At 72.6% G+C, this 22,440-nt stretch carries 23 protein-coding genes and 1 pseudogene; 7 read left to right on the top strand and 17 right to left on the bottom strand.

All coding sequences use genetic code 11. The features are described from left to right. Positions 1-127: 127 nt before the first annotated feature. The 7 genes from ACGF12_RS21595 to ACGF12_RS21565 form a co-directional block, all read right to left on the bottom strand. On the bottom strand, positions 128-868 hold the full coding sequence (locus ACGF12_RS21595) for a DUF4097 family beta strand repeat-containing protein (protein ID WP_393032284.1): 741 nt from the start codon (positions 866-868) through the stop codon (positions 128-130). Positions 869-887: 19 nt separating this feature from the next. Continuing rightward, the gene (locus ACGF12_RS21590; RefSeq protein ID WP_393032281.1) at positions 888-1,532 is read right to left on the bottom strand and encodes a response regulator; all 645 of its coding nucleotides are present in this window, start codon (positions 1,530-1,532) and stop codon (positions 888-890) included. Further along, a complete protein-coding gene (locus ACGF12_RS21585) occupies positions 1,523-2,848 on the bottom strand; it encodes a sensor domain-containing protein (protein WP_393032278.1) in 1,326 nt (441 codons plus the stop codon). Before ACGF12_RS21585 ends, ACGF12_RS21590 begins: the two co-directional genes overlap by 10 nt. A gap of 474 nt (positions 2,849-3,322) precedes the next feature. Further along, positions 3,323-4,144 carry an integrase gene (locus ACGF12_RS21580; RefSeq protein ID WP_393032275.1) on the bottom strand — a complete coding sequence of 274 codons (822 nt, stop codon included), beginning with the start codon at positions 4,142-4,144 and terminating at the stop codon, positions 3,323-3,325. A 320-nt stretch (positions 4,145-4,464) separates the two neighbouring features. Beyond that, a complete protein-coding gene (locus tag ACGF12_RS21575) occupies positions 4,465-5,076 on the bottom strand; it encodes a TIGR03086 family metal-binding protein (RefSeq protein WP_393032272.1) in 612 nt (203 codons plus the stop codon). Positions 5,077-5,258: 182 nt separating this feature from the next. Continuing rightward, positions 5,259-6,560 carry an amidase gene (locus ACGF12_RS21570; RefSeq protein ID WP_393032270.1) on the bottom strand — a complete coding sequence of 434 codons (1,302 nt, stop codon included), beginning with the start codon at positions 6,558-6,560 and terminating at the stop codon, positions 5,259-5,261. 63 nt (positions 6,561-6,623) lie between these two features. Further along, entirely contained in the window at positions 6,624-6,854 is a 231-nt protein-coding gene (locus ACGF12_RS21565; RefSeq protein ID WP_387618937.1) for a hypothetical protein, read from the bottom strand. Positions 6,855-7,002: 148 nt separating this feature from the next. Here ACGF12_RS21565 and ACGF12_RS21560 point away from each other — a divergent pair, with 148 nt between their 5' ends. Then, positions 7,003-7,824: an LPXTG cell wall anchor domain-containing protein gene (locus ACGF12_RS21560; RefSeq protein WP_393032265.1), complete on the top strand. Its 822-nt coding sequence runs from the start codon at positions 7,003-7,005 to the stop codon at positions 7,822-7,824. 826 nt (positions 7,825-8,650) lie between these two features. On the opposite strand, the gene ACGF12_RS21555 is transcribed toward ACGF12_RS21560, so the two are convergent. From ACGF12_RS21555 to ACGF12_RS21515, 9 genes are all read right to left on the bottom strand, one after another. Continuing rightward, positions 8,651-9,055, bottom strand: a complete 405-nt coding sequence (locus ACGF12_RS21555; RefSeq protein WP_393032262.1) for a hypothetical protein — start codon at positions 9,053-9,055, stop codon at positions 8,651-8,653. A 227-nt stretch (positions 9,056-9,282) separates the two neighbouring features. Beyond that, positions 9,283-10,278, bottom strand: a complete 996-nt coding sequence (locus ACGF12_RS21550; protein ID WP_393032259.1) for a hypothetical protein — start codon at positions 10,276-10,278, stop codon at positions 9,283-9,285. 233 nt (positions 10,279-10,511) lie between these two features. After that, a complete protein-coding gene (locus ACGF12_RS21545; RefSeq protein WP_393032256.1) occupies positions 10,512-10,943 on the bottom strand; it encodes an NUDIX domain-containing protein in 432 nt (143 codons plus the stop codon). A 34-nt stretch (positions 10,944-10,977) separates the two neighbouring features. Continuing rightward, a complete protein-coding gene (locus tag ACGF12_RS21540; RefSeq protein WP_393032253.1) occupies positions 10,978-11,772 on the bottom strand; it encodes an SDR family NAD(P)-dependent oxidoreductase in 795 nt (264 codons plus the stop codon). Beyond that, the gene (locus tag ACGF12_RS21535; protein ID WP_393032250.1) at positions 11,750-12,877 is read right to left on the bottom strand and encodes a hypothetical protein; all 1,128 of its coding nucleotides are present in this window, start codon (positions 12,875-12,877) and stop codon (positions 11,750-11,752) included. The genes ACGF12_RS21540 and ACGF12_RS21535 overlap by 23 nt, the downstream gene beginning before the upstream one ends. Further along, a complete protein-coding gene (locus ACGF12_RS21530) occupies positions 12,874-14,796 on the bottom strand; it encodes a nucleotidyltransferase domain-containing protein (protein ID WP_393032247.1) in 1,923 nt (640 codons plus the stop codon). The genes ACGF12_RS21535 and ACGF12_RS21530 overlap by 4 nt, the downstream gene beginning before the upstream one ends. Positions 14,797-15,323: 527 nt before the next feature. Then, the gene (locus ACGF12_RS21525) at positions 15,324-15,752 is read right to left on the bottom strand and encodes an ATP-binding protein (RefSeq protein WP_393032244.1); all 429 of its coding nucleotides are present in this window, start codon (positions 15,750-15,752) and stop codon (positions 15,324-15,326) included. A gap of 97 nt (positions 15,753-15,849) precedes the next feature. Beyond that, positions 15,850-16,608: an ABC transporter permease gene (locus ACGF12_RS21520; RefSeq protein ID WP_393032241.1), complete on the bottom strand. Its 759-nt coding sequence runs from the start codon at positions 16,606-16,608 to the stop codon at positions 15,850-15,852. A gap of 58 nt (positions 16,609-16,666) precedes the next feature. After that, positions 16,667-17,554, bottom strand: a complete 888-nt coding sequence (locus ACGF12_RS21515) for an ATP-binding cassette domain-containing protein (protein WP_393032238.1) — start codon at positions 17,552-17,554, stop codon at positions 16,667-16,669. A 148-nt stretch (positions 17,555-17,702) separates the two neighbouring features. Between ACGF12_RS21515 and ACGF12_RS21510 the strand changes: the two are divergent. Together ACGF12_RS21510 and ACGF12_RS21505 are read left to right on the top strand one after the other, a co-directional pair. Then, positions 17,703-17,840: pseudogene (locus tag ACGF12_RS21510) on the top strand (helix-turn-helix domain-containing protein); the annotation flags it as partial. Positions 17,841-17,993: 153 nt separating this feature from the next. Then, positions 17,994-18,371, top strand: a complete 378-nt coding sequence (locus ACGF12_RS21505) for a GbsR/MarR family transcriptional regulator (RefSeq protein WP_393032293.1) — start codon at positions 17,994-17,996, stop codon at positions 18,369-18,371. Positions 18,372-18,504: 133 nt separating this feature from the next. Here the strand turns inward: ACGF12_RS21505 and ACGF12_RS21500 are convergent, their stop codons facing one another. Beyond that, the gene (locus ACGF12_RS21500; RefSeq protein ID WP_393032235.1) at positions 18,505-19,143 is read right to left on the bottom strand and encodes an ATP-binding protein; all 639 of its coding nucleotides are present in this window, start codon (positions 19,141-19,143) and stop codon (positions 18,505-18,507) included. Between the two features lie 229 nt (positions 19,144-19,372). Here ACGF12_RS21500 and ACGF12_RS21495 point away from each other — a divergent pair, with 229 nt between their 5' ends. From ACGF12_RS21495 to ACGF12_RS21480, 4 genes are all read left to right on the top strand, one after another. Next, on the top strand, positions 19,373-20,173 hold the full coding sequence (locus tag ACGF12_RS21495) for a hypothetical protein (protein ID WP_393032232.1): 801 nt from the start codon (positions 19,373-19,375) through the stop codon (positions 20,171-20,173). Between the two features lie 200 nt (positions 20,174-20,373). After that, positions 20,374-21,132 carry a YcnI family protein gene (locus ACGF12_RS21490; protein WP_393032229.1) on the top strand — a complete coding sequence of 253 codons (759 nt, stop codon included), beginning with the start codon at positions 20,374-20,376 and terminating at the stop codon, positions 21,130-21,132. A 77-nt stretch (positions 21,133-21,209) separates the two neighbouring features. Next, entirely contained in the window at positions 21,210-21,896 is a 687-nt protein-coding gene (locus tag ACGF12_RS21485; protein ID WP_393032226.1) for an SCO family protein, read from the top strand. After that, positions 21,893-22,429 carry a copper chaperone PCu(A)C gene (locus ACGF12_RS21480; RefSeq protein WP_393032223.1) on the top strand — a complete coding sequence of 179 codons (537 nt, stop codon included), beginning with the start codon at positions 21,893-21,895 and terminating at the stop codon, positions 22,427-22,429. The genes ACGF12_RS21485 and ACGF12_RS21480 overlap by 4 nt, the downstream gene beginning before the upstream one ends. Positions 22,430-22,440: the final 11 nt, after the last annotated feature.

Raw genomic sequence — 22,440 nt, 5'->3', positions numbered from 1 at the left:
TCACCGAGCAGGCCCGCCGGCACGGCATGCGGCTGAGCTTCATGGACGGCGGTGGGGGCGGGCCCGGGGGGGGGGGCGGCCGGGGGCCCCCCGGGGCACGCCACCGTCGTTCGCGGCACGGGCGTGCTCAGTGGACCATGATGTCGCCGCGCGTGGTCTTCACCACCACGCTGTGCGGCGCGTCCGTAGCGGTGTTCGGCAGCGAGACGCTCGGCGACGACCAGGAGCTCTGCGCGTCGACGTGGTAGGTGGCGTCGTGAGGCACCTTGAGGTCGACCCCGCCGTAGCCCGTGGTGACCTTCAGGGAGGCGGGTGCCGCCGTGAAGGAGGCGCTGACCGCGCCGTCGGTGGTGACCTCGGCGTTCGGGGCGCTGCTGTCGGCGAGGGTCACCGCGCCGCCCGTGCTCCGCACGGTCAGCGGGCCGGACGACTGGTCCACCTCGACCCCGCCCAGCCCGGTGGTCAGATCCAGCCGGCCGGTCAGGCCCTTCGCCTGGATCCCGGCATCCCCGGTGCTCACCTGCGCGGCCAGGCCGGCCGGCACCGTGATCTGCAGGTGCCCCGAGCAGTCGTCGGAGCAGCTGGCGGTGACCGTGACGTCCGCCCCGGACCGGGTGACGGAGACCTGCGGGACATGGCCCGTGTAGCTGCCGCTCATGGCCACCGCGACCTGCGAGGATCCGTCCTGACTCAGCGTCACGCCGAGTCGGTCGGCCTGGACCGTCACCTGGCCGGCGCCGGCCGCGTCCTGCTGCCAGTTGGCGCTGTACGGGTGGTGCACCGGAAGCAAGGCGACCACACCCCAACTGGCCACGGCGACGACCGTGACGAGGACGGCCAGCCCTATGAGGAGGAATCCGCGGCGCATCCTCGGCGTGGTACTGATCTCAAGCTCCCAGGTAGCGCAAAACGGCGAGCACGCGGCGGTGGTCTCCCGCCTCCTGCTGCAGATCGAATTTCACGAAGATGCTGCGGATGTACTTCTCCACCGCCGCCGTGCCGATCACCAGATCGGCCGCGATCCCGGCGTTGGAACGGCCCCCCGCCATGGCCGTGAGGACCTCCCGCTCGCGCGGCGTCAGGGTGGACAGCGGATCCCGCTGCCGGCTGCCGGCCAGCAACTGCTTGACCACCTCCGGGTCGAGGACCGTCTCGCCCGCGGCGACCCGGCGCAGCGCGTCCACGAACTCCTCGGCGTCCGACACCCGGTCCTTGAGCAGGTAACCGACCCCGTTGTCATTGGTGTTGACCAGGTCGATGGCGTAGCGCTCCTCGACGTAGTGGGAGAGCACCAGGACGCCGGTCTCCGGCCAGCGGGCGCGTACCGCCAGTGCGGCGCGCAGGCCCTCGTCCAGGAAGGTGGGCGGCATGCGGACGTCCGTCACACAGACGTCCGGCCGGTGTTCGGCCACCGCGCGCAGGAGTTGCTCCCCGTCGCCGACCGCGGCGACCACCTCGATCCCCTCTTCGCTGAGCAGCAGTTCGATGCCCTGGCGCAGCAGCGCGGAGTCCTCGGCCAGCACTACCCGCATGGCAATTCCACCTCGATCACGGTCGGTCCACCCACCGGACTGCTGAGCCGGAACCGCCCGTCCACCCCGGACACCCGGTCCGCCAGACCAGTCAGACCCGTGCCGGCCCCGAGGTCGGCTCCGCCACGCCCGTCATCGCCAACCTTAACGTCCAATCGGGCGCCCTCCCGGCGGATCTCCACCCAAGCGCGGGTCGCATGAGCATGTTTGGCCACATTGGTGAGCGCCTCGGTCACCGTGAAGTAGGCGACCGCCTCGATGGTGGAGGGGAGGCGCGGCTCCACCAGGACGTCAAGGCGCACCGGCACCGGAGCCAGCGCGGCGACGGCGGAGAGCGACGCCTCCAGGCCGCGGTCGGTCAGCACCGGCGGGTGCAGGCCACGGGCCAGGTTGCGCAACTCGGCGATGGTGCTGAGGGTTTCCCGCCGAGCGTCCTCGACCATCTTGTTGGTCTCGTGGTCACCTGACTTCTTCAACCGCGAGCTGGCCCGGCCCAGGGTGATCGACATCGCCACCAGCCGTTGCTGGGCACCGTCGTGCAGGTCCCGCTCGATCCGTTTGCGCTCCGCCTCTGCGGCGTCCACCACCCGGGCTCGACTCTCCGTCAGATCGATGACCCGCTGCTCCAGTTCCATGCCGCGGGGTCGGGAGAGCAGTGCGACGGCCAGCGTGGTGTCCAGCGCCAGCAGGAGTTTGACTACCAGTGGGGAGAGGACCGTGCCGACCAGCAGCGCCACCGCCGCGACCAGCAGCGCCCGGGGCAGGGAATCCACCAAGAACGGCCCGAGCTGGGCCTGCCCGCCGGGCAGGCCCCGGTAGTAGGCCGGAAGCAGCACCAGGGTCAGCGGCACGGCCCAGATCAGCGCCACCCCGACCACGGTCACCACCGCCATGGGCATCAGCAGTACGAAGTAGCCGATCAGCCGCCAGGTGCAGAGGCTGTGGACGAGCGACTGCAGCGACTTGGCCAACCGCCACGAACAGACCGGCGCCGGCAGCTCGTCGAGCTCCAGCCCGCAGGTCACGGCGAACCGGGCGCGCTCGACGGCGGCCAGCCGGAACAGCGCCCACCCCGCCGCCACCGTGAGCGGCAGGCCCACCAGGCCGGCCGGCGCCAGGCAGACGGCGACGACCAGCACGACCAGCACGGCCAGTCCCGCCAGGGCCACCAGACCGTCAAGTGCCAGGTGGATCGAGGCCCGCCACAGCACGGGGGAGGCCAGCGCGCGCAGCGGATTGCCCGGCACCACCTCGCGGGGTGGCCGGGCGTCCGTCCGGGCTCTGCCGGTGGCACGGCCGGCGATGTTCTCGGTCAACTGCTTCGGACCCGCTCTCGTGGGCCGTGCGGGCGGCGACCAGGTCACCGTCCGCGCCTCGATTCGACAAGGGGACGGTACCCAACCCGACCACCCGTCAGCAGCGGGGACAGCCCACTAGCGAGGGTAGGGTTTACCCCCCGTCCGGCCGGTGGGTTCATGCTGCCGACCCGGCGCCGCCCGGTGCGACATCGTGGGGACATGACCGATGCCGACGCGGCAGTCCTGCAGCAGCTTCTCGAAGTCGGGACGCTCCACCCCGGTGAACGCCGAAATGCCGAGGTCCTCGTAGTAGGTGGTACTGGGAGATCGAGCGAGAGTCCGGTCCCGGCGCGGGGAGCCGTCGAGGACATCGGCGCGAGGCCGGCGAATTGACCCACTGTTGTCGCCCGGCCTCGCGGTCGTTCTCGACCTCCCGCAGCAGAGCGAAGATGCTTCGCCCTCCTGCCGTTCCGTCTCCACCCGTAGGCCCGGCTACAGCAGTGCGTAGACCGCCGAGGCGTCGTCGTGGGTCTTGCCGCGCGGCCAGCGCTCGCAGGTGGCGTCCGCCCGCTCCACCTCGCGGACCTGGGCGATCAGCTCGCCGGGGCCGGACTCCGCGAGCAGCCGCAGCACATCGCCCCAACTGCCGAGCCCGAAGCGCTCGGTGTAGCGCGAGGCGCCGTCGGTGAGCGCGGCCAGCGCGTGCAGCCGGTCCAGCCGGACGAAGCCGGTCTCGGCGTGCTCGGCCGCACGCGGGCTGGCGGCCGCGATCCACGGCCCGCTGCCCCGGTTGCGGGCGGCGCGCACGGCCAGCACGTACTCCAGGTGCAGCGCGGTCCGCTCGGCCGAGCCCGGGACGGTCGCCCAGACCTGGCGGCGCAGCCCCTCCCCGCCGGGGAAGCGCTGGTTGTCCCCGATCACCTTCGGCGGGCCGTCCTTGAACTCCAGGACCAGCAGCGAGTCGCCGAGCACCAGGTACTCCAGCGACTCGCCGTGCCGCCGGGCCGCGACCACCATCGCGGCGGGCGTGTTGGGGTGGGCGAGGTCGCAGCGGCCGCCGTGCAGCGCGGCTGTCTCCACGATGGCATCGGCCAGGCACTCGGCGATCGAGCGGTCCACGCGGTCGGTGAGCCGGGCGAGCAGGTGCACCCCCAGCCGGCGGACGTACCAGGCCGTTCCGTGCCGGCACCCGGACTCCAGGCCGGCCGGCGAACTCGCGCCGTCCAGCAGGACCAGCGCCTCCGGTGAGGCCACCGCGAAGTCCTCGCTCTCCCGGTCGGGCCGTCGTGCTTCCCCTGCGAGCTGTAGCTGCATCCCGACAGTGTGGCCGCCGCCCCCGGCCCGCGCCCAGACCCGTGCGTCGGTGTGGCGCGGGCCGGGGCCCGTTGTCCGGTGGCATCGAGGGCGATTCAGCCATACCGTCGGATAACGACCGGACAATTCGGCCGATCAGGGCTGGTCGGGTTTAGGACCACCTTCGGGTGTCCGACCGACCCGGGACTGACGAGGAGCGGAAGATGTTCTGGCAGTTCATCGTGTTGCTGGCCGCCGCGCTCGGCTTTCCGACCGCTGCGCTGTTCTTCCTGATCGGCGGTCCGCGCTTCCCGGACGAGAAGCGGGAGCGGAAGGCCTAGTCAGGAGGCCCGCCAGGCCGGGTCGCGGCCGAGCAGCGCCAGGGCGCGGTCGAACCGGCCGGCGCCGCCGCCGGGTTCGAGGCCCGGGCGGAAGGCCCGGCCGGGCGCCCGGGCTTCCGGCGTGTTCGGGACCGCCTCGGTCACCGCCGAGAGGGCGTCGGCCAGGGCGTCGTCGCCGTCCACCGCCGCGACCAGGGCGTCCGGGCTGCCGAGCGCGGCGGCGACGTCCCAGCCGTGCACCAGGGTGTCGAGCAGGTGGAAGCCCACCGCGTGGGCGAGCGGGAACGGGCCGCTGTCACGGATCTCGGGCAGCCAGAGCGCCCGCTCGACGGCGGCCGCCTCCCGGAAGGCGGCGGTGAGTTCGGCGCCGGTCCGGCGGAAGACGCCCGCCGGGTCCGCGTCGACCGGGGCGTCCGTGAACAGCGCGAGGTCCGGCCCGGCGCCGCGGGCGGCCGCGGCGAAACCCTGGTGCTGGCCGGCGCAGTGCTCCAGCAGCCGGCGCAGTGTCCAGCCGGCGCAGGGGGTGGGAAGGTCCAGCTGGTCCGGCCGTACGGTGTCCACCACCTCGGCGGCCAACTCCATGGCCCGTGCGTGCAGTTCGACGATCTTCATGCGGCAGTTACCCCCAGTCCCGCGGAAATGAATCCGATCACCTGATCAACGACGGTCGGTTCCCCGATGATCCGCCGGCGGCCGAGCCCCCGGGTCACCACCAGGTCGAACCGCTCCCGGTACGCCCGCTGCAGCCGGCGCGCCCGGGCCGACAGGACGTCGTTGAGTCCAACGCTTCTTGTTTATTCCAACGCCCCTTCCAGCGCGGCGGCTTGGGCGAGCAGCCGCTCGTCGCCACCCGCCGCGCCGACCACCTGCAGGCCGAGCGGCAGCCCGGCCGCGGTCCGGCCGGCCGGCAGGCTCAGCGCGGGCAGCCCGAGGAAGCTCCACGGCAGCGACATCACCGCGTCCCCGGTGCTGTGCAGGCCCTCCGGCGCACCTCCGGTCGCCGAGGGCGCCAGCCACAGGTCCACCCCGGCTTCGGCGGTCGCCGCCGCCACCCGCTCGCGCAGCCGCTCCCGGAAGTCCAGCGCGGCGGCCCGGTCCTCGGCCGCCACGCCCTGGCCGACCCGGATGCTCGCCACCGTCTCCGGCCGGTACAGACCGCCAAACCGGGCGAACCAGTCGGCATGACTGCGGGCCAGCTCGAAACGGTTCACGGTCTGCAACTGCCGGACGATCTCGGCGAAGTCGGTGAACAACGGCACCCGGCGCACCGTCGCACCGGCCCGCTCCAGCCGTTCCACCCGCTCCTCGAAGACGCGCAGCACGGCCGGTTCGGCCCGCTCCAGGTACGGGCCGTCCGGCACACCGAACACGGGCGCGCCCGGCACCGGGCCGGTCCGCCAGTCGTCACAGAGCAGCGAGGCCGCCAGCGCCGCACCCGCCAGATCGGCGGTGAACACCCCCAGGGTGTCGAAGCTCGGCGCGTTCGGGATCACGCCCGCGACCGGAATCCGCCCGTACGTCGGCCGGAACCCCACCACCCCGCAGTACGCGGCCGGGCGGATCACCGAACCGACCGTCTGGGTGCCGATCGCCAACGGCACCAGCCCCGCCGCGACCGCCGCCGCCGAACCGCTGCTGGAACCGCCCGGGGTGTGCCCCGGATGGTGCGGATTGCGGGTCGGGCCCGGGGCGCTCGCCGCGAACTCGGCAGTCACCGTCTTTCCCGCGACCATCGCCCCCGCCGCCAGCAGCCGGTCCACCACCACGGCCTGCGGGCCCGCCAACACCCCCGGCGGCAGGGCGGATCCACCGTGCGTGGACAGCCCGTCCACGTGCACGATGTCCTTGACCCCCACCGGCACCCCGTACAGCGGCGGCCGCCCGGCCGGCTCCGGGTACCGCGCGGCCAACTCCCGCGCCCGCGCCCGCAGTCGGTCGTGCCGCCCGGCTTCCGACACGAAGGCGTGGATCAGCGGATCCACCCGCTCGACCAGCGCGCAGAAACGGTCCACGTACTCGGGCAGGCCCGGCGCACCGGACCGCAGCCCGGCGGCCGCACGGGTCAACGGCCGCGGCCGGACAAGAGATTGCTCCATGCCGAACACGGTAGCGCCGATCACGACGGCGCCGGCCTCACCGGCTTCACCGGCCCACCGACCTCAGGGGTGCTCGGCCGCCAGGTAGGGCTGTTCGCGCAGGAAGTACGCCCCGCAGGTGTGGCAGCACAGCTCGGGGGTCCTCCCCCAGTCCACCGCCTCCCGCACCGGCGCCCCCGGATCGAGCTCGCGGCCGCACATCGCCACGCTCTGCGCACCCCGGACCATGTGCCACAGCCGCACCCCGCCGGCCTCACCGTCGGCGCCGTACTCGGCTCGCATCTGGTGCATCATGCACCCCATCGTCCGACCGCCTCCGGAGCCCGGCAACCGGGGGCCCGCGTCCCTCCCGGGATGAACCCGAGGGGGCGGACAACCGTTCGCGCCCCTCGGTGGTCTTCCCCCGGAGAGCGCACACCCGACCCAACCGCTGGAGCCATCGATGCGACCCGCCCGCCTTCCCGCCGCCTGCACCCTCCTCGTGCTCACCGCGGGCCCGGTCGCCCTCGGTACGGTCCCCGCCCTCGCCGCCGACTCCTCGCCCACGTCGGCGCCGTCGGCAACCTCGGCGACGCCCTCACTGACACCCTCGGTGACGCCGTCCGCCCCGGCCCCGAGTGCCACGACCGGCCCCACGGACGCCCCGTCCGGCAGCGCCGCCCCCACCGCGACGCCCTCGGCCACCCCGACCGGCGCCGGCTCCGCCGCCGAGTGCCCGGAGGGCCCGATGGCGGTCACGATGCCGGTCACCGGCAGCAGCACCACCCCGGGGCAGCTCGCGGTCACCTTCGACAACATCAGCACCACGACGGTCAAGGAACTCGCCACCACCGTCGCCCTCGCCGACGGCGGCAGCGCCCTCAGCGCCGAACTGCGCGCCCCCGAGGGCGCCTGGAAGCCCCTGACCGTCTCCGGGACGCCGACCAACGCCGGCACCTACCAGCTCGCCCCGGGCCAGAAGCTCACCCTCCAGCTGCGGGCCACCGGCCTCGGCGACCACCCCCTCACCTTCACCGCCAAGTCCGAGGTCCTTCCGTCCGGCTCCGCCCCGGCGAAGAAGTACACCTGCCCCCAGCTCACCGCCGCCTTCACCTACGCCGCCACCAACCGCACCACCCCCACCACCCCGCCCGCCGGCCCCGCCCACCTCGCCGACACCGGCGCCGGCACCGCCAGCCGCCCTCTGGCCATCGCCGGCACCACCGCCGTCCTCCTCGGCGCCACCCTCGTCTTCCTGACCCGCCGCCGCCCCACCGAGGACTGACCGCCGGGTGGTGCGGAGCCACGTGCCCCTACGGCCGGTCTTCGAACTCCCGTCGTCCGCCCGGAGGGCGGGCGGGGCGGCGTCGGGGTGCGTGCATCGCAAGGCGGAGGAGGGAGCCACTGCGGTGGGGGCACCTCCCGGCCGAAGGCTGGGGGAGCGTCGCCCCGCAGGCGGGAGTGTGAGGACCGGCCCTACGGCACAGCGGTGGACGGAGGGCCGGAGCGCCGCTCCCGGTGGCCGAGAGCTCCGGCCGCAGGGCGGAAAGGCGCGGCGCAGCAGCGCGACGACCGACGGACCGCTGCTCTGTGCCCGGCCCGCCGCCGAACCCGCACGCGGACGCGGATCCACTGCCGAACCCACACGCGGACGCGGATCCGCCGCCGAAACGCCCGGTTCGCCGTGGGGCGGCGGCAGGTCAGGAAGCGGCCCTCAGCAAGGCGTCGTCCTGCCACTTGAGGATCTTTTGACCCCCACAAGCCCATGACCTGCGGGTTTGATCGAAAAAGTGCCGCTGACCAGGCAAAACTACCTTCAGTAGTTCGCACTGGTCAGCGACACTTTTGACCCTCATGTGCCCCGGATGTGCCCTGCCGGGCACTCTGGCGGCACGCCGACTCAGCTGCTCTGCTCTCGATGAGCACACACAGCCCGGAACGCACCAACATCACTGTCTGACAACAAGTCAGCGCAACCGGATGTTTGGTCGCCGTCTGCTGCCAGACTCCATCCAGCCCATCGGACGAGCAGCTAAGGCATCACTCGTGGCTAACCCCGAACCGCCCGGCCCCGGCTGGGGCCAGCCGCAGAACCCCACACCGGCGCCGGCTCAGCCCGGTGCCACGTCGCCGGGCTGGCAGTCGCCCCCTCCTCGGCAACGCAGGTTCAAGCCGTGGCAGATGGCCGGCATGGGATGCGGTGGTCTATTCGCCTTGCTCATGGTCATCGGGATCATCGGCTCGATCGTCGATCCCCTTCCGAAGAACACGGCGAGCAGCGTACCCGCCGCGCAACCAAAGCCAGCGGCACCAGCCACGAGCGCCGCGGCGCCGTTGCCGACCGCCAGCCCCGACCCGGCACCGAACACCGCACAGCCGCCCACACCAGCCGCGCCCAGTTCGGCTGCGAAGGGACAGTCCGCGGCTCCGCAAGCGCCCTCCGCACCTGCGAGCCCGACAACGCCAGCAACGACCGACTGCGGGCCCAATCGCGACATCATCGTCCGGTTCATCACGCCTGGGCTTCCCCCAAGCTCGGCACTCCTCGGAGAGTACGCGATCGCAACCTGCGAACCGACGTTCCAAAGCCTTGAGAAGACATCCCCGAAGGAAGCCGGCTACTGCACGCAGGCAGCCTGGGCGAGCGACAATCCGGGCTACGAGGCCGACGTCACGCCGGCCCCGCCGCTGAAGAAGATCCAGGTGGCGTACGGACCGGCCTGCCGATAATCAGGTGCTGGTTCTACAGCAGCGAATCCTGCAGGCCACCGACCGCGTACCTCGCGCCTGCTCCGGCAAGCTGCCCCGCGTGCAGCGTCGACTTGGCGGCGAGTACGGCCGCCCGGACGCGCGCGGCTCCGGCAGTGGCCACGGCCGCTCCACCGCCGACCTGGGCCGTTCGCCCGCCAAGGCCCGCGCACGTGGCACAGATGCCCTGCTGCGGCACAGGGTCGTGGCACTTGGCGCACTCGGCGTACCGAGGCTTGGAGGACTGCTGCGGGGCCTGGACGGGCGGCATCTTGCGCTGCAGGCGGCTGCGGAGCACGCCGACCGGGGAGTGCAGGGGCATGGGAAGGGCGGGCAGCAGGGCCTGGGCCAGCTCTTGGGCTGTGCTGCCGCGCGCCAGCCACTGGGCGACGAGTGGCGCCAGCTCGGTAGCCTCGACCTCGCCCAGCCGCAGCAGCGGCTCCAAGCGGATCACCCGGAACAGCGTCGCCACCGCCTCGCGGACCTGCTCGTCCGGCACGGCCGGAAGCTCCTGTTCGATGGTGTGGCCCTCCTCCCGCCCCTCGGGCCAGCCGGCGGCCTCACCGCTGGCGGCCGACTGCTGGTCGGCCTGCTCGGCGGGGTGGGAGGGTTCTTGGTACCGGTTCTTTACAAAAGGGGCGCCAGCATGGCCGGTGCTCGCCTCACCGGAGACCGGACGGGTGACACCCGGTACCGCCAGCTGCGGGGTGTCGTAGACGTGGGTCTCGGTACGGATCGTCCCGTCCGGCATGCGGATCTTCTCGACCCGGTAGTACCCGGCCTCGGTCAGCTCCTTCAGGGCCTTGCGGATCGCCCCGCGCCCCTGCGGGCTGGAGTCGGCCATGTGTCGGCCGTCCTCGCGCCAGCCATCCGGGCGGGAGAGAAGGTCCGAGAGCAGGCCACGGGCGGTGTAGGACAGCCGCCGATCCTGCAGCAGGCTGTTGGGCAGCACGGTGAAGTTGCGCACGTGGGCGCTACGATGGACACGCATCGGGAGGTTGCACTCCTGTTGCCGGACCCCGGGGTGTTACCAGCACCGCCGGGGTCGCCTATTTTCGGTTGGACCACGGAACGTACCACGTCATCCGCCACACCAAGGTCCTTTTGCCGCAGCGGCCTTGATCACATTCAAGGGCTGTCGTTTTTCGGCGGAGCCGTGTCCGGTGGCCGTCGTGGGTTGCGCGTGAATGTCGGGTGGCCGAGCCGACCCGGCCACTCTTACGGTCAACCGGCGGCGAGGAGTTCTCCGCGCTCGACGGCCTCGCGCAGGACGGCGGCGAAGTCCTGGGGCAGGAGGTTGACCGCGTCGAGGGCGTCGGTGGTCAGGGGGATCTCTTCGAGGATGTACTCGCCTCGGCCTTCCTGGCTGAACTCGGGGCCGGTGCGGTCCTCGAAGCTCCACTTCTCGATGGTGGCGAGGTAGAAGTCCTGCCGCTCGTCGGCGGTCTCGATGGCATGAAGGAGGCTGACGATCTCGGCCTCGCCCGCGATCTCCTCGCGGACCTCGCGCAGCAGGGCCTCCTCGGGGCTGGCGTCGGTCGGTTCGATCTTGCCGCCGACGATCACCCAGTACGGGTCGATGCCGGGGCGGATGCGCTTGATCAGCAGCATGGTGTTGTTCGGGGTCAGGAGGACGGCGCGGACGCGGTGCTGCATGGTGGGCTGCTTCCTGTTCGGTGGGACGGGCGGGTCAGTGGAGGAGCCAACCGCCGTCGACGTGCAACGACTGGCCGGTGATGAAGGACGCGCTGGGGCCGGCGAGGAAGGCGACCACGGCGGCGACGTCTTCGGGGCGGCCTCGACGCTGGACGCACTGGCGGCGGATCTGGTCCTCGGGTCGGGCTCGGTGGTGGGCGGGCAGGTCGTTCTCCGCCTCGACCTGGATGGCCCCGGGTACGACAGTGTTCACGGAGATCCCGGCCGGTCCAAGTTCCCTGGCCAACGACCTGGTGAGGCCGAGGAGTCCGGCCTTGGCGGTGCTGTAGGCGGTGAGTCCGGGGCGCCCGGCGCGGGCGTTGACGCTGCCGATGTTGACGATCCGGCCCCATCGGCGGGCGACCATGCCGGGGCTGATGGCACGGCAAGTGCGGTAGTGGATGGTCAGGTTGGACTCGATCGCGCGCGCCCATGCGTCCTCGCCGAGCTCGTCCCACGGGATGCGCGGGTAGGCGCCCGCGTTGTTGACGAGGACGTCGACCGGCCCGAGTTCGGACTCGACCTGACTGGCCAGCGCGGCGACGGCGTTCGGGTCGGTGAGGTCGGCGCTGACCTCGATGCCGCTGCGGCCCTCGCGCCGCACGTCGGCGACCACGGTGCGGGCCTGGTGGATCTGCGCGAGGTGGTTGACGGCGACGGAGGCACCAGCGGCGGCGAGGGCGCGGCTGGTCGCGGCGCCGATCCCGGTGGCTCCGCCAGTGACCAGCGCCACCCGGCCTTGGAGCGGGAGGGCGGCGATGGGCAGTTCAAGCGGCGCGGGTGTGGTCATCGTCCATCCGATCGTCGGGGCCGGTGGCCGGCGCGGGCTGGGTGCGGGTGAAGGTCTCGCCGATGGTCTCGGGCTGCTGGGTCTCGGCGAGCTTGGCCAGGAGCAGGAGGAGGTCGTGGCCGGTGAGGCGGCCGGGCGGGATCACGCCGAGGATTCGCAGGGCGAGGAAGTGGCGGATCTGGGCGAGGAAGTGGTCCGGGCCCAGCTCGGCGGCGGGGGCGAGGTCGGCGCGAACACGCTTCAGCAGTCGGACGATTGCGGCCTGGCGCCCGGCGCCGACCGGCCAGGTGTAGCGGACTTCCAGGCGGCGGTGGCGCTCGTCGTGGTCGACGTGTTCGAGGTGCGGGGTGGTGACCGGCGGAAGGTGCAGCGGCAGGGTGCGGGCGTACACGTCGGGCTGGTAGGTCGGTACGAGCCAGCCGCCCATGCCCAGCAAGTACCAGAGGAGGATGGCGATTTCCCCGGCGAGGGTGTTGCGGCCGGCGTACTCGAAGTCGAGCCAGCACAGCGGGTCGGCGATGTTCGGTTCGGTCGGGTCGCCCTGGGTGAGCGCGGTGACCCAGGTACGGGCTGAGCAGAGCGCTTCGCGGGCTTCCCAGATGATGGCGGGCACGTCGAGCCGCATCGGAACGCCGTTGACGACGAAGATGTGGCCGGTGAGGGCGTGCACGGGCAGTGGCTGGTCGGTACGTGGGGTGGGGACGGCGAGGTGGCCGGACAGGTACCAGGTGTCGATCCGCCTGCCGGGGCGGATGCGGTCCAGGTAGAGGCCGGGCACGCAGTCCGCGAGCGGCGCGGTGCAACCGCTGTCGGCGACTGCGGCGAGCAGGCTGTCGCAGACGGCGTCGATCAGCGCGGTGACCCGGGGCAGGGCGCTCGGGTGCCGGTCGGCGGTGGCGATGACGTCGCCGAGCAGCATGGTGCACCGACCGGTGGCGAACACGTCCTCGTAGGCCACGACGTGCTTGCCGGCTGCCCGGCTGCGGCCGAGCAGCCGGGGTACCGGCAGCGTGCGGGCGGTGGCCTGCCAGCCCTGGACCTCGGCCTCCGCTGCGGCGGGGGCGAGGATCTTGCGGAAGGCCGGGACCGAGGCGGGGCCGTTCATGCGCGGCTCGTCGGCAGGGCGATGGTGGCCAGCCAGTGGCCCAGGACGATGTTGGCGAGCTCCACCGCCTTCTCACGGTCCTCGCGGGCCTGGCGGCGCAGGTCGGTGTCGGTGGCGGGCTCGCGGTCGAGGAAGACGCCCAGCGCGTCGTCGTCCGAGGCACGTTCGGTGCCCTCGAAGCGCAGCATCACCTTGGCCAGCAGGGCGGTGATCTTGAACAGGGCGCGGAGGTCGGGGGCGCCCTTGAGGAGCTGGCGGCGGATCTCGATGGCCGCCTGCACGCCGGCCTCGACGCTGGCCGCCACGTCGCCGGCCGCGTCCGGGGCGGGCAGGGCCAGGCCGGGGCGGCACCACAGCGGCACGAGGGAGCCGGAGCCGATCAGCATAAGGACGTGCAGCAGGCGGGAGGTGACCGCCCCGGTGCGGCACTCGTCCTGGGTCAGCACGGTCAGGCCGAGCTTGACGCCACCGAGTTCGGCTTCGAGTTCGGCGAGGGCCGCTCGGAGCCTGGGGAGGCTGTCCTGCTCGGCGATGACAAAGACGTCCAGGTCCGACCAGCCGTGCTGGTACTTGCCGCGCGCTCCGCTGCCGGTCACGGCGAGGAGGTCGATGACGGGCGGCACCTGGACGGTGGTGCGGTCCAGTAGCTCGGACAGGTAGGACTCCAGGTGGACGGGCAGGCCCAGGGTGTTCACCGGCGTGGTGGCCGGCCTGCACAGCGGCCATCGGCGAGCCAGGGCGATCCCGTCGAGGCGGCGCTCCAAGTGGAGGCGGCTGCGGTTGTTGTCGACGACCTCGTGTGCGAGCCCGGCGATCCCGGCCGCACCGCGTCGGGCCTTGACGGCGTCGCGCTCGACCACGTCCTCGGGTCCGGCGGTGCCGCGTTCGGCGCGGATCTCCGGCGTCGCGTCGACGTACACGACGGTCAGCTGCTCTCCGAGCATCCGCCGCAGCTCGGCGGTCGCGTCCTGGTCGTGCAGCGACTCGATGGTGACGTGGTCGAGGAAGTGGTGGGCAGCGCAGTACCGGTCGAGGCCGTCGACCAGCAGCTCTGCGCGCACCACGGCGGGGATCTCGTACGGGTCGGCGATGCCGGCGCGCTGGGCGGCGTCCTCGATCAGATAGCCGATCTTGAGGCGGGCGTATCCGTGCCTCACCCGTAGGTACTCGCCCGCCGTGCTCTTGCCGCTCTCCGACATGCCGCCGAGCGCGACCATCCGAACCCCTGGCAGGGCGCGGGACGGCACGAGCGAGGCGATCGGGTGCAGACGTTGGCGGATCTCGTCCTGGACGGCCATGACCCGGCGCTCGCCGACCACGATGGTCTCCGCCCACCTGCCCTCGGCGACGAGCCGGTGCGTTTGCAGGTGGAGGTGTCGCTGGTAGTCCGCGTAGGCCGGGGTGACGTGCCGCTCGTGGGAGAGGCTGCGGGAAGTGCCGATCACCGGGTCCTCGTCGTGAAGGAGCACGATGCCGTGCTCGGCCGCCTCGGCGGCGTGGATGTCGGCGGCGTACGGATCGAGGAGCTTGCGCGCCCGGTCGGCGGCCTCGTCGGGGCTGAGACGCTCGCGCACCGCGACGGTGGCGGCCAGCGACGCCTCCAGCATCGGGATACCCCGGTCCATCAGGCGTACGGGCGCGGCGGCGGGCCTGCGGGAGCGCTCCAGGTAGGAGCTGGCGAGCACATCGGTGACCTCCTCGATCGGGCCGCGCTCGAACCACCAGGCGCCCATGCCCGTCGCCTTGATGTCGTCCCAGCGCGGGTCGTAGACGTCCAGCGGCCCGGTGGCGTGGCTGGCGGGGCCGAGGCGGCGAGTCAGGATGCCGATCTGCTTGGTCTTGCCGACGTTGTCGGGACCGCTGAGCGCGATCGTGACGGGCCGGAAAGGCGTGGGGTCGTGCTCAGGGGAGATGGACACGATTTCCTCCGGGTGGTGCACAACGTCTGTGGGGCGGTGGGCGGCCCTCGGCCGGGCGCCGCGAGGGTGCCCGGCCGAGGGCCGGATCGGGCTACCGGCCCGGGTACGGCGGCTGCGGGATCGGCGGGGCCGGGGGTGCAGGCGGCGGGGGCGGGGGAGGCTGCGTGGCCTCCCAGGTCGCTGCGGCGGTTCGCGGCATGGCGAACTCCCTTCGATGTAAGGGATCCGGCCTGGCGGGGCGCCAAGGCCGATGAAGAGGCGGCTCCGGCTGCGGGGGTCCACCCGGAGCCGCCAGGCCCCGCCCCGGGCCGGTGTGCCGTGAATGCCGGGGCGGGAGTACAGGGGTCAGACGGCCGGCGGCGTGTCCGGCGCCGACTCTGAGGAGACGACCCGGTCCATCGCGCCCGTCTCGACGTACTACTGGATCAAGGCCGACAGCAGCCCGAGGACGACGGCGTGACCGAGCAAGCACAGCCCCGTGAGTGCGGCGCCCACGGGGTCGCGGTGTGCGCCGGGGTGCAGGCCGCTCATGCTCGGTCCTCGGCGATGTCGGCCCAGGTCGTCTTGCCGTGTGGGTCCAGGTCGACGCCCCAGACGACGGCCAAGCGGTCGACCAGGGCCAAGCCACGGCCGGACTCCGCGTCGTGGGCGGCGCCGACCATGACCGGCAAGGAGCGGGATCCGTCCCGCACGGAGATGCGCACGGCCTGGCCGGCGCGGTTGGTCACCCGGCTGATGCCGACCCGCATGGCGGTCAGGCAGCCGGTCTTGGCCGCGTTGGAGACCAGCTCCGTCACGATCAGTTCGGCGTCATCGACCAGGTGATCCAGCTCCCAGTCCGTGAGCGCGCCCCGGACCAGCCGACGCGCCGCCGACGCGGACCGCGGCTCGTACGGCAGCTCGGCCATGGTGGGTCGTACGAGTGGTTCCGTTCTGGTCAGCACGTCGGTCGTCATGGTCCGCTCCCGGTCACCAGGGCTGCGACGCCCGGACAGCGGGGGCTGTCCGGACGGCAGCTGCGGTCTGTCCCGCGGACCTCACCGACGCGCAGTCTCAGCGGTTGTAGAGCTTGCGCGCCAACAGGTAGCCGGCGAGCGCGATCACCGCGCTCCACGCGACGGCCTTCGCGAGGTCGGCGCCGGTCGGCTGGGCGGCGAGCAGCTTGCGCAGGGTCTCGATGACCGGGGTGAACGGCTGGTGTTCGGCGAACCAGCGCAGCGGCGTCGGCATCGATGCGGTGGGCACCACGCCGCTGCCGAGGAACGGCAGGATCAGTAAGGGCATCGGCAGGTTGCTGGCGGTGGCGACGTTGCGGGTGATCATGGCGAGCGCGACGGACAGCCAGGTGATGGCGAAGGTGAACATGGCCAGGATGCCGATGACACCGAGCCAGTCCAGGGCGGTGGCGGCGGGCCGGAAGCCCATCGCGAGTGCGGCGGCGGTGGTCGCGGTGAGCGCGAGGAAGTTCTGCACCAGGGCGCCGAGCACGTGTCCGGTGAGGACGGAGACGCGCGCGATGGCCATGGTCTTGAACCGGGCGACGATCCCGCCGGTCATGTCCATCGCGACGGCGATGGCGGTGCCCTGGGCGGCGCCGGCGATGGTCGTGGCCATGATGCCGGGGGTGAGGTAGCCGGCGTAGGCGGCGCGGTTGCCGCCGATGCCGGCGCCCATGGTGCCGCCGAGGACGTAGACGAACAGCAGCAGGATGATCACCGGGACGGCGGTGTAGGTCAGCAGCGGCGTCGGGTAGCGGCGGACGTGTTTGAGCTGGCGGCGCAGCATGGTCGCGGAGTCGGCGACGGCTTTCATCAGGCGGGTTCCTTCACAGCGATGTCGTTGGTGCCGTTGGTGGAGTTGGTGTCGTCGGTCAGGGCGAGGAGGACTTGGTCAGGGCGAGGAAGACGTCGTCGAGGTCCGGGGTGTGCACCGTCAGCCCCGCCACCTCTGCGTCGATCGCGTCCAGCTGGCCCACAACGGCCCTCAGCGCCTCGGCCACGCCGCCGTCCGGGATCTGGACGGTGAGTTCGGCGTCGTCGGCGAAGCGCACGGCGATGTGGCCGCCGGGAATCAGGCGCTTGAGTTCGTCAGGCGTCCCCTCGGCGACGAGCCTTCCCTCACTGAGCAGGGCGACGCGGTCGGCGAGCCGGTCGGCCTCCTCCAGGTACTGGGTGGTCAGGAAGACGGTGACACCGTCGTTCTCGACCAGGTCCCGCACGGTGCGCCACAGTTCGCGGCGGCTGCGCGGGTCCAAGCCGGTGGTCGGTTCGTCGAGGAAGATCAGCCGGGGCGCGCCGACCATCGTCATGGCGAGGTCCAGGCGGCGGCGCAAGCCTCCGGAGTAGGTGGCGACGGGTTTGCGGGCGACGGCCGCGAGGTCGAAGCGTTCGAGTAGCGCCTGCACGGTCCGGCGGCGCCGCGAGCGGCCGACGTGCAGCAGGTCGGCCATCAGGCGCAGGTTCTCCTCGCCGGTGAGCAGGTCGTCCACTGCGGAGAACTGGCCGGTGACGCCGATCGCGGCGCGCACCGCGTCGGGGTCCCGGGCCAGGTCGTGGCCGGCCACGCGGATCTCGCCGGCATCGGCCTTGATCAGGGTGGACAGGATCTGGACGATCGTGGTTTTGCCGGCGCCGTTGGGGCCGAGCAGGGCGAAGATCGTGCCCCGCGCGACGGTGAGGTCGACGCCGTCCAGGACGAGGTGGGCGCCGTAGGACTTGCGCAGTCCAGTGGCGGAGATGATGGCATCTGTGTTCAGCACAGGCTGAAAGCTACGTTGCGTTCAGAGAAAGTATCTACGGAGAGATCCACATAACCGCAGCTCAACGGCCATATTTTGATGCAATGACGATGCCGCCGAATGCACCATTGGCATTGCAACAGGTGTCGCCGAATGCAAGACTGCGGCCATGCCAGGAGGAAGACTGACCCAGCAGGACCGCCACCGCATCGCCGCCGGACTCGTCGAGGGGCTCTCCTACGCCGAGATCGCCCGGCGCCTCGGCCGGACCACGTCGACGGTCACCCGGGAGATCGGCCGCAACGGCGGTCCGGCCGGCTACCGCGCCGAACTCGCGCACCAGGCGACGGAGCGCCGGGCACGCCGCCGCACGCCGAGCGCCGGGCACACGGGCGGCGCCGGGCACACGGACGCCCAGGACCAGGCGGTGGAGCTGGCGGTGGGCACCGGGCTGCCGAAGATGATGGCCAGGGTCCTGATCGCACTGTGGCTGAGTACGGACGGCAGGCTCACAGCCGCCGAGCTGACCCGGGAGCTGGGAGTCAGCCCGGCATCGGTCTCGGCGGCGGTCGGGTATCTGATCCGCCAGGAGCTGATCCGGCGCGAGGCCCAGGGACGCCGGGACGTGTACGTGGTCGACAACGACGCCTGGTTCCAGTCGACGGTGACCGGCGCGGAGCAGACGCTTCATGCGGCACAGGTCGCGGTCCAGTACGCGGAGCAGATCGGCCTCGACACGCCTGCCGGAGCGCGGTTGGCGAAAAGTGGGGCGTTCTTGGAGCGGATCAGCCTGGACGCGTTGGAGTCGGCGGCCCGGTGGCGCGGCCTGCTGAGGTGACGGACGGTCCTGCGCGCGGTATCGCCGATGGTGATGACCCACGTGTGCCCTGGCAGCCTGATCGCCGCCTCGGATTCGCTGCGAGCCTGGCCCCTTGAGCCACCGTTCGTGCAGGTCAAAAGGGTCTTTACCGTTACGAGGCGGCCCTCAGCAAGGCGCCGTCCTGCCACTTGAGGATCTTGTCGAAGCTCACGATGGCCCCCCGGAGGGGGTGGTTGCGGAGCTGCACGTGGTCGGTGAGGGCGTGGATGAGGAAGAGGCCGCGGCCGGATTCGGCGGTGAGGTCGGGGAGGGTGTCGAGGTCGACCGGGCGGAGGGTGGGGGCCGAGGGGCGGCAGGGGAGGACGTGGGTGTCGTAGGGGTGGCCGTCGCAGCGGGGGCGGTGGGCGGTGAGGACGCGGGCCGGGACGGTGGCGCGGCCCCGGCGGGAGCGGCGGGGCCCTCGGCCGGGTGCGGCGGGGCGGACCGGAGTGGGGGTGACCGGGCGGCGGGCGAGCGGGGCGGCGGGGGCCGGCAGGCCGGGGCCGGAGTCGGTGACCTCGATCCGCAGCCGGTCGCCGCTGATCGAGGCGGTGACCTGGAAGCCGTCGTCGGGCCGGCCGGTGACGCCGTGCTCGACGGCGTTGGCGCAGGCCTCGGTGAGGGCGACGCCGAGGTCGTCGGCGATCTGCGGGTCGACGCCGGCCGTCGCCATGGCACCGAGCAGGATGCGCCGGGCCAGCGGAACACTGGCCGGGTCGCGCTTGAGGTGCAGAGTCCACCAGATGTCCACGGGAGGTCCCTCCTGGCTGCGGCTCCACATACAACTAGGTATCTCCGGGCGATTCGGCGGTGAACCGTGCCCGGGGGCGGCTACCGCCCGTTCGGCGGATGGACTGGGGACGGGGTGTGTGCCGAAGGGCGCACACCCGGTGGTGCACGCCGCCGCTGAACGGGGCATTCGTAGGGATTTCCCACCCTGCCGGTGCCGGCGGTGTACGCGATGAGATGATGGCCCGGCCATGACTGCCCTCCCCGCCGCCCCCGTCCCGGGCGCCTCCGTACCGGTCCGGCCGGTGGGGGTCGCCGCCTGGGATCTGCGGCTTGCCCGGGCGGTTCCGTTCGCGCTGGTGTGCACGCTGATAGCGGCCGCCGGGCACGCCCTGGCGGGTGGCGGCGACGTGCCGCCGGCCGCGCTGGCGACGGGTTTCGCCGCGGTACTGGTGCTCGCGATGGCCTGTGGTGGACGGGAGCGTTCGCTGGCGGCCATCGCCGGGGCGCTCGGCGCGGGGCAGCTCGGCCTGCACTGCCTCTTCCACGGCCTCGGCAGCGGCGGCATGCACCACGGTGCGATGACCATGCCGCAGGCGGCCGGCCGGCTGATCTGCAACGAGGCCCGCCCGGGCACGCTGGTCGGCCTGCCCGGCGGTGCGTCCCCCGAGCAGTTGGTCTCCTCGGCGGGCCTGGACCCGCACGCGTACGCCGTCGCGCCCTGGTGGCAGGGCGGCGTGTTCGGGATGACGCCGTCGATGCTGGCCGGGCACCTGGCCGCCGCCCTGGTGGCGGGCTGGTGGCTGCGGCGCGGCGAGGCGGCGCTGTGGCGGCTGGTGCGGGTGGCCGCGTCGGCGGCCCGGGAGCACTGGGCGGCGCCGCTGCGCTCGGCGTTCGTGCTGGTGGCCGCGCTGCTGCGCGGTCTGTTCGGCGTGGCCGGTCCGGCCCGCCGGTTCGGGGCCAGGGGCGGCGAGGGCCTGCTTCCGGCCGGTGCGGTGCTGCGGCACAGCGTGGTGCGGCGCGGTCCGCCGTGCGGGGCCCTCGCGTACTGACCCGGTGTTCCCCGTGCGTGCCCGTAGGGCCGTACCGGGTTCGCGGTGAGGTGCGCGCTGTCCGGGCCGTTCCCGTCCGCCACAGGGACGGCGGCCCCAGGCTCTGCCCCCCACGTCCCCACGCGCGGCCCCCGCCGAGGCACGGTTCCCCCGTCGCCCGGCAGTGCGGGCCGCCGAGCTCCGATCGGAGACCCCGCATCATGCGTTCCCTTCCCGCCCGCCGTCTCGCCGCCGTCGCCCTGACCGCCGCCGCCTCCGTGGTGGCGCTGGCCGGCCCCGCCTTCGCGCACGTCACCGTGAACCCGGGTTCGGCGGCCCAGGGCGGCTACACGGCCGTCGACTTCCGGGTGCCGAACGAGAACGACACGGCGAGCACGGTGAAGCTGGAGGTCAACCTCCCGATGGACCACCCGCTGGCCTCCGTCCGGACCCTGCCGCTGCCGGGCTGGACCGCGAACGTCGAGAAGTCCAAGCTCGACAAGCCGATCAAGGTGCACGGCAGCGACGTCACCGAGGCCGTCTCCAAGATCACCTGGACCGCCGACGCCGGCACCAAGATCGCCCCCGGCCAGTTCCAGGAGTTCCGGGTCTCGCTCGGCCCGCTGCCGACCGACGCCGACAGCATGGCGTTCAAGGCCCTGCAGACCTACGACAACGGCGACGTCGTCCGCTGGATCGACGAGGCCCAGGCCGGCCAGCCCGAGCCGGCCCACCCGACCCCGATCCTGAAGCTCACCAAGGCCGCCGGTGGCGACGACCACGGCGTCACCGCCTCCGCCTCCCCGGCCGCCGGCACCCACGGGGACAGCTCCGACCACGCCGCCGCCGCCGCCGGCGACACCAAGTCCAGCGACAGCACCGCCCGCACCCTCGGCGTGGTCGGCATCGTGGTCGGCGTGATCGGCACCGCCGTCGGCGTGCTCGGCCTGCGCCGCAAGAGCGGCGGCTCCACCTCCTGATCCCCGCGCCGGCGGGGCCGTGCCCATGCCCGGGTACGGCCCCGCCGGCGGTCCACCGCAGACGATCGGAACACCCCATGCCCCGCACCGCCCGTACGAACGGCGCCACCCGCACCACCCGGCTGGCCGGCGCCGCCGCCCTCGCGCTGGCCGCCGCCCTGACCCTCTCCGCCTGCGGCTCCTCCGGCGGCGGCTCGACCGCCGCGAAGGTCACCCAGCAGAAGGAGGACACCCCGTACCAGGGCACCAAGCTCGCCAAGAACTTCGAGAAGCCCGACCTCCAGCTGACCGACACCTCCGGCCAGCCCTACGACCTGCGGCAGCAGACCAACGGCAAGACCACGCTGCTGTTCTTCGGCTACACCAGCTGCCCGGACGTCTGCCCGACCACCATGGGCGACATCGGTGTGGCGATGAAGGCGCTCTCGGCGGAGGACCGGAAGAAGATCAACGTGGTCTTCGTCTCCACCGACCCGCAGCGCGACACCCCCAAGGTGCTGCGCACCTGGCTGGACTCGATGGGCAGCGACTTCATAGGCCTCACCGGTGACCTGGGGAAGGTGAAGACCGCCGCCAAGTCGCTCGGCATCATGATCGAGGACCCGGTGGTCAACGCGGACGGCACGGTCACCTCCACCCACGGCGCCCAGGTGCTGGCCTTCCTCCCCTCGGACGACAAGGCGCACGTGCTCTACATGAGCGGCACCGAGGAGAAGACCTACGAGCACGACCTGCCGCTGCTCGCCAAGGGGGTCTCGGCGTGACCGAGCGAAGCGAGGTCACCATCGAGAGGAGCGTGTCGACGACGGGCAGCCGACGGTTCCGCCGGTCGGCCCTGCTGGGCGCCGTGGTCGCCACCGCCCTCGGCGGCGGCGCCATCCTGGCCGCCTGCGGGACGGGCGGCCAGGGCAGCGCCGGCGACGCGGGCCCGGCGAAGCTGAGCGTGGCCGACTCCTACATCCCGCTGCCCCCGGCCGGCGGGATGGGCGCCGGCTACCTGACCGTCCGCAACGACGGCGGGCCGGACCAGCTGGTCAAGGTGACCAGCCCGGCCGCCGACTCGGTCACCATGCACCGCTCGACCACGTCGACCATGGAGCAGGTGAACAGCCTGGACGTGCCCGCGCACGGCGCGTTGCAGCTCGCCCGCGGCGGCACCCACCTGATGATCATGGGGTGGCAGAAGGCGCCCGCCCTGGGCGACGAGCTGGAGCTCGACCTCACCTTCGCCAAGTCCGGCACCATCTCGGTCAAGGTGCCGGTCAAGGAGCTCACCTACCGGCCCGGCCAGAGTTAGGGAATCCGCCA

This window comes from Kitasatospora sp. NPDC048296 (assembly GCF_043201815.1).
Taxonomy (GTDB): Bacteria; Actinomycetota; Actinomycetes; order Streptomycetales; family Streptomycetaceae; genus Kitasatospora.
The sequence above is the reverse complement of the archived record's forward strand: the minus strand, read 5'-3'. Positions and strand labels throughout refer to the sequence as shown.

Bases quoted from the DNA above. Each gene is read 5' to 3' on its own strand.
- ACGF12_RS21505 (WP_393032293.1), top strand. From the start codon at position 17,994: ATGATGGCCAGGGTCCTGATCGCACTGTGGCTGAGTACGGACGGCAGG.
- ACGF12_RS21490 (WP_393032229.1), top strand. From the start codon at position 20,374: ATGCGTTCCCTTCCCGCCCGCCGTCTCGCCGCCGTCGCCCTGACCGCC.
- ACGF12_RS21575 (WP_393032272.1), bottom strand. From the start codon at position 5,076: ATGAAGATCGTCGAACTGCACGCACGGGCCATGGAGTTGGCCGCCGAG.
- ACGF12_RS21580 (WP_393032275.1), bottom strand. From the start codon at position 4,144: ATGCAGCTACAGCTCGCAGGGGAAGCACGACGGCCCGACCGGGAGAGC.
- ACGF12_RS21560 (WP_393032265.1), top strand. From the start codon at position 7,003: ATGCGACCCGCCCGCCTTCCCGCCGCCTGCACCCTCCTCGTGCTCACC.
- ACGF12_RS21535 (WP_393032250.1), bottom strand. From the start codon at position 12,877: ATGAACGGCCCCGCCTCGGTCCCGGCCTTCCGCAAGATCCTCGCCCCC.
- ACGF12_RS21520 (WP_393032241.1), bottom strand. From the start codon at position 16,608: ATGAAAGCCGTCGCCGACTCCGCGACCATGCTGCGCCGCCAGCTCAAA.
- ACGF12_RS21550 (WP_393032259.1), bottom strand. From the start codon at position 10,278: ATGCGTGTCCATCGTAGCGCCCACGTGCGCAACTTCACCGTGCTGCCC.
- ACGF12_RS21495 (WP_393032232.1), top strand. From the start codon at position 19,373: ATGACTGCCCTCCCCGCCGCCCCCGTCCCGGGCGCCTCCGTACCGGTC.
- ACGF12_RS21540 (WP_393032253.1), bottom strand. From the start codon at position 11,772: ATGACCACACCCGCGCCGCTTGAACTGCCCATCGCCGCCCTCCCGCTC.
- ACGF12_RS21570 (WP_393032270.1), bottom strand. From the start codon at position 6,560: ATGGAGCAATCTCTTGTCCGGCCGCGGCCGTTGACCCGTGCGGCCGCC.
- ACGF12_RS21545 (WP_393032256.1), bottom strand. From the start codon at position 10,943: ATGCAGCACCGCGTCCGCGCCGTCCTCCTGACCCCGAACAACACCATG.
- ACGF12_RS21595 (WP_393032284.1), bottom strand. From the start codon at position 868: ATGCGCCGCGGATTCCTCCTCATAGGGCTGGCCGTCCTCGTCACGGTC.
- ACGF12_RS21485 (WP_393032226.1), top strand. From the start codon at position 21,210: ATGCCCCGCACCGCCCGTACGAACGGCGCCACCCGCACCACCCGGCTG.
- ACGF12_RS21565 (WP_387618937.1), bottom strand. From the start codon at position 6,854: ATGATGCACCAGATGCGAGCCGAGTACGGCGCCGACGGTGAGGCCGGC.
- ACGF12_RS21525 (WP_393032244.1), bottom strand. From the start codon at position 15,752: ATGACGACCGACGTGCTGACCAGAACGGAACCACTCGTACGACCCACC.
- ACGF12_RS21590 (WP_393032281.1), bottom strand. From the start codon at position 1,532: ATGCGGGTAGTGCTGGCCGAGGACTCCGCGCTGCTGCGCCAGGGCATC.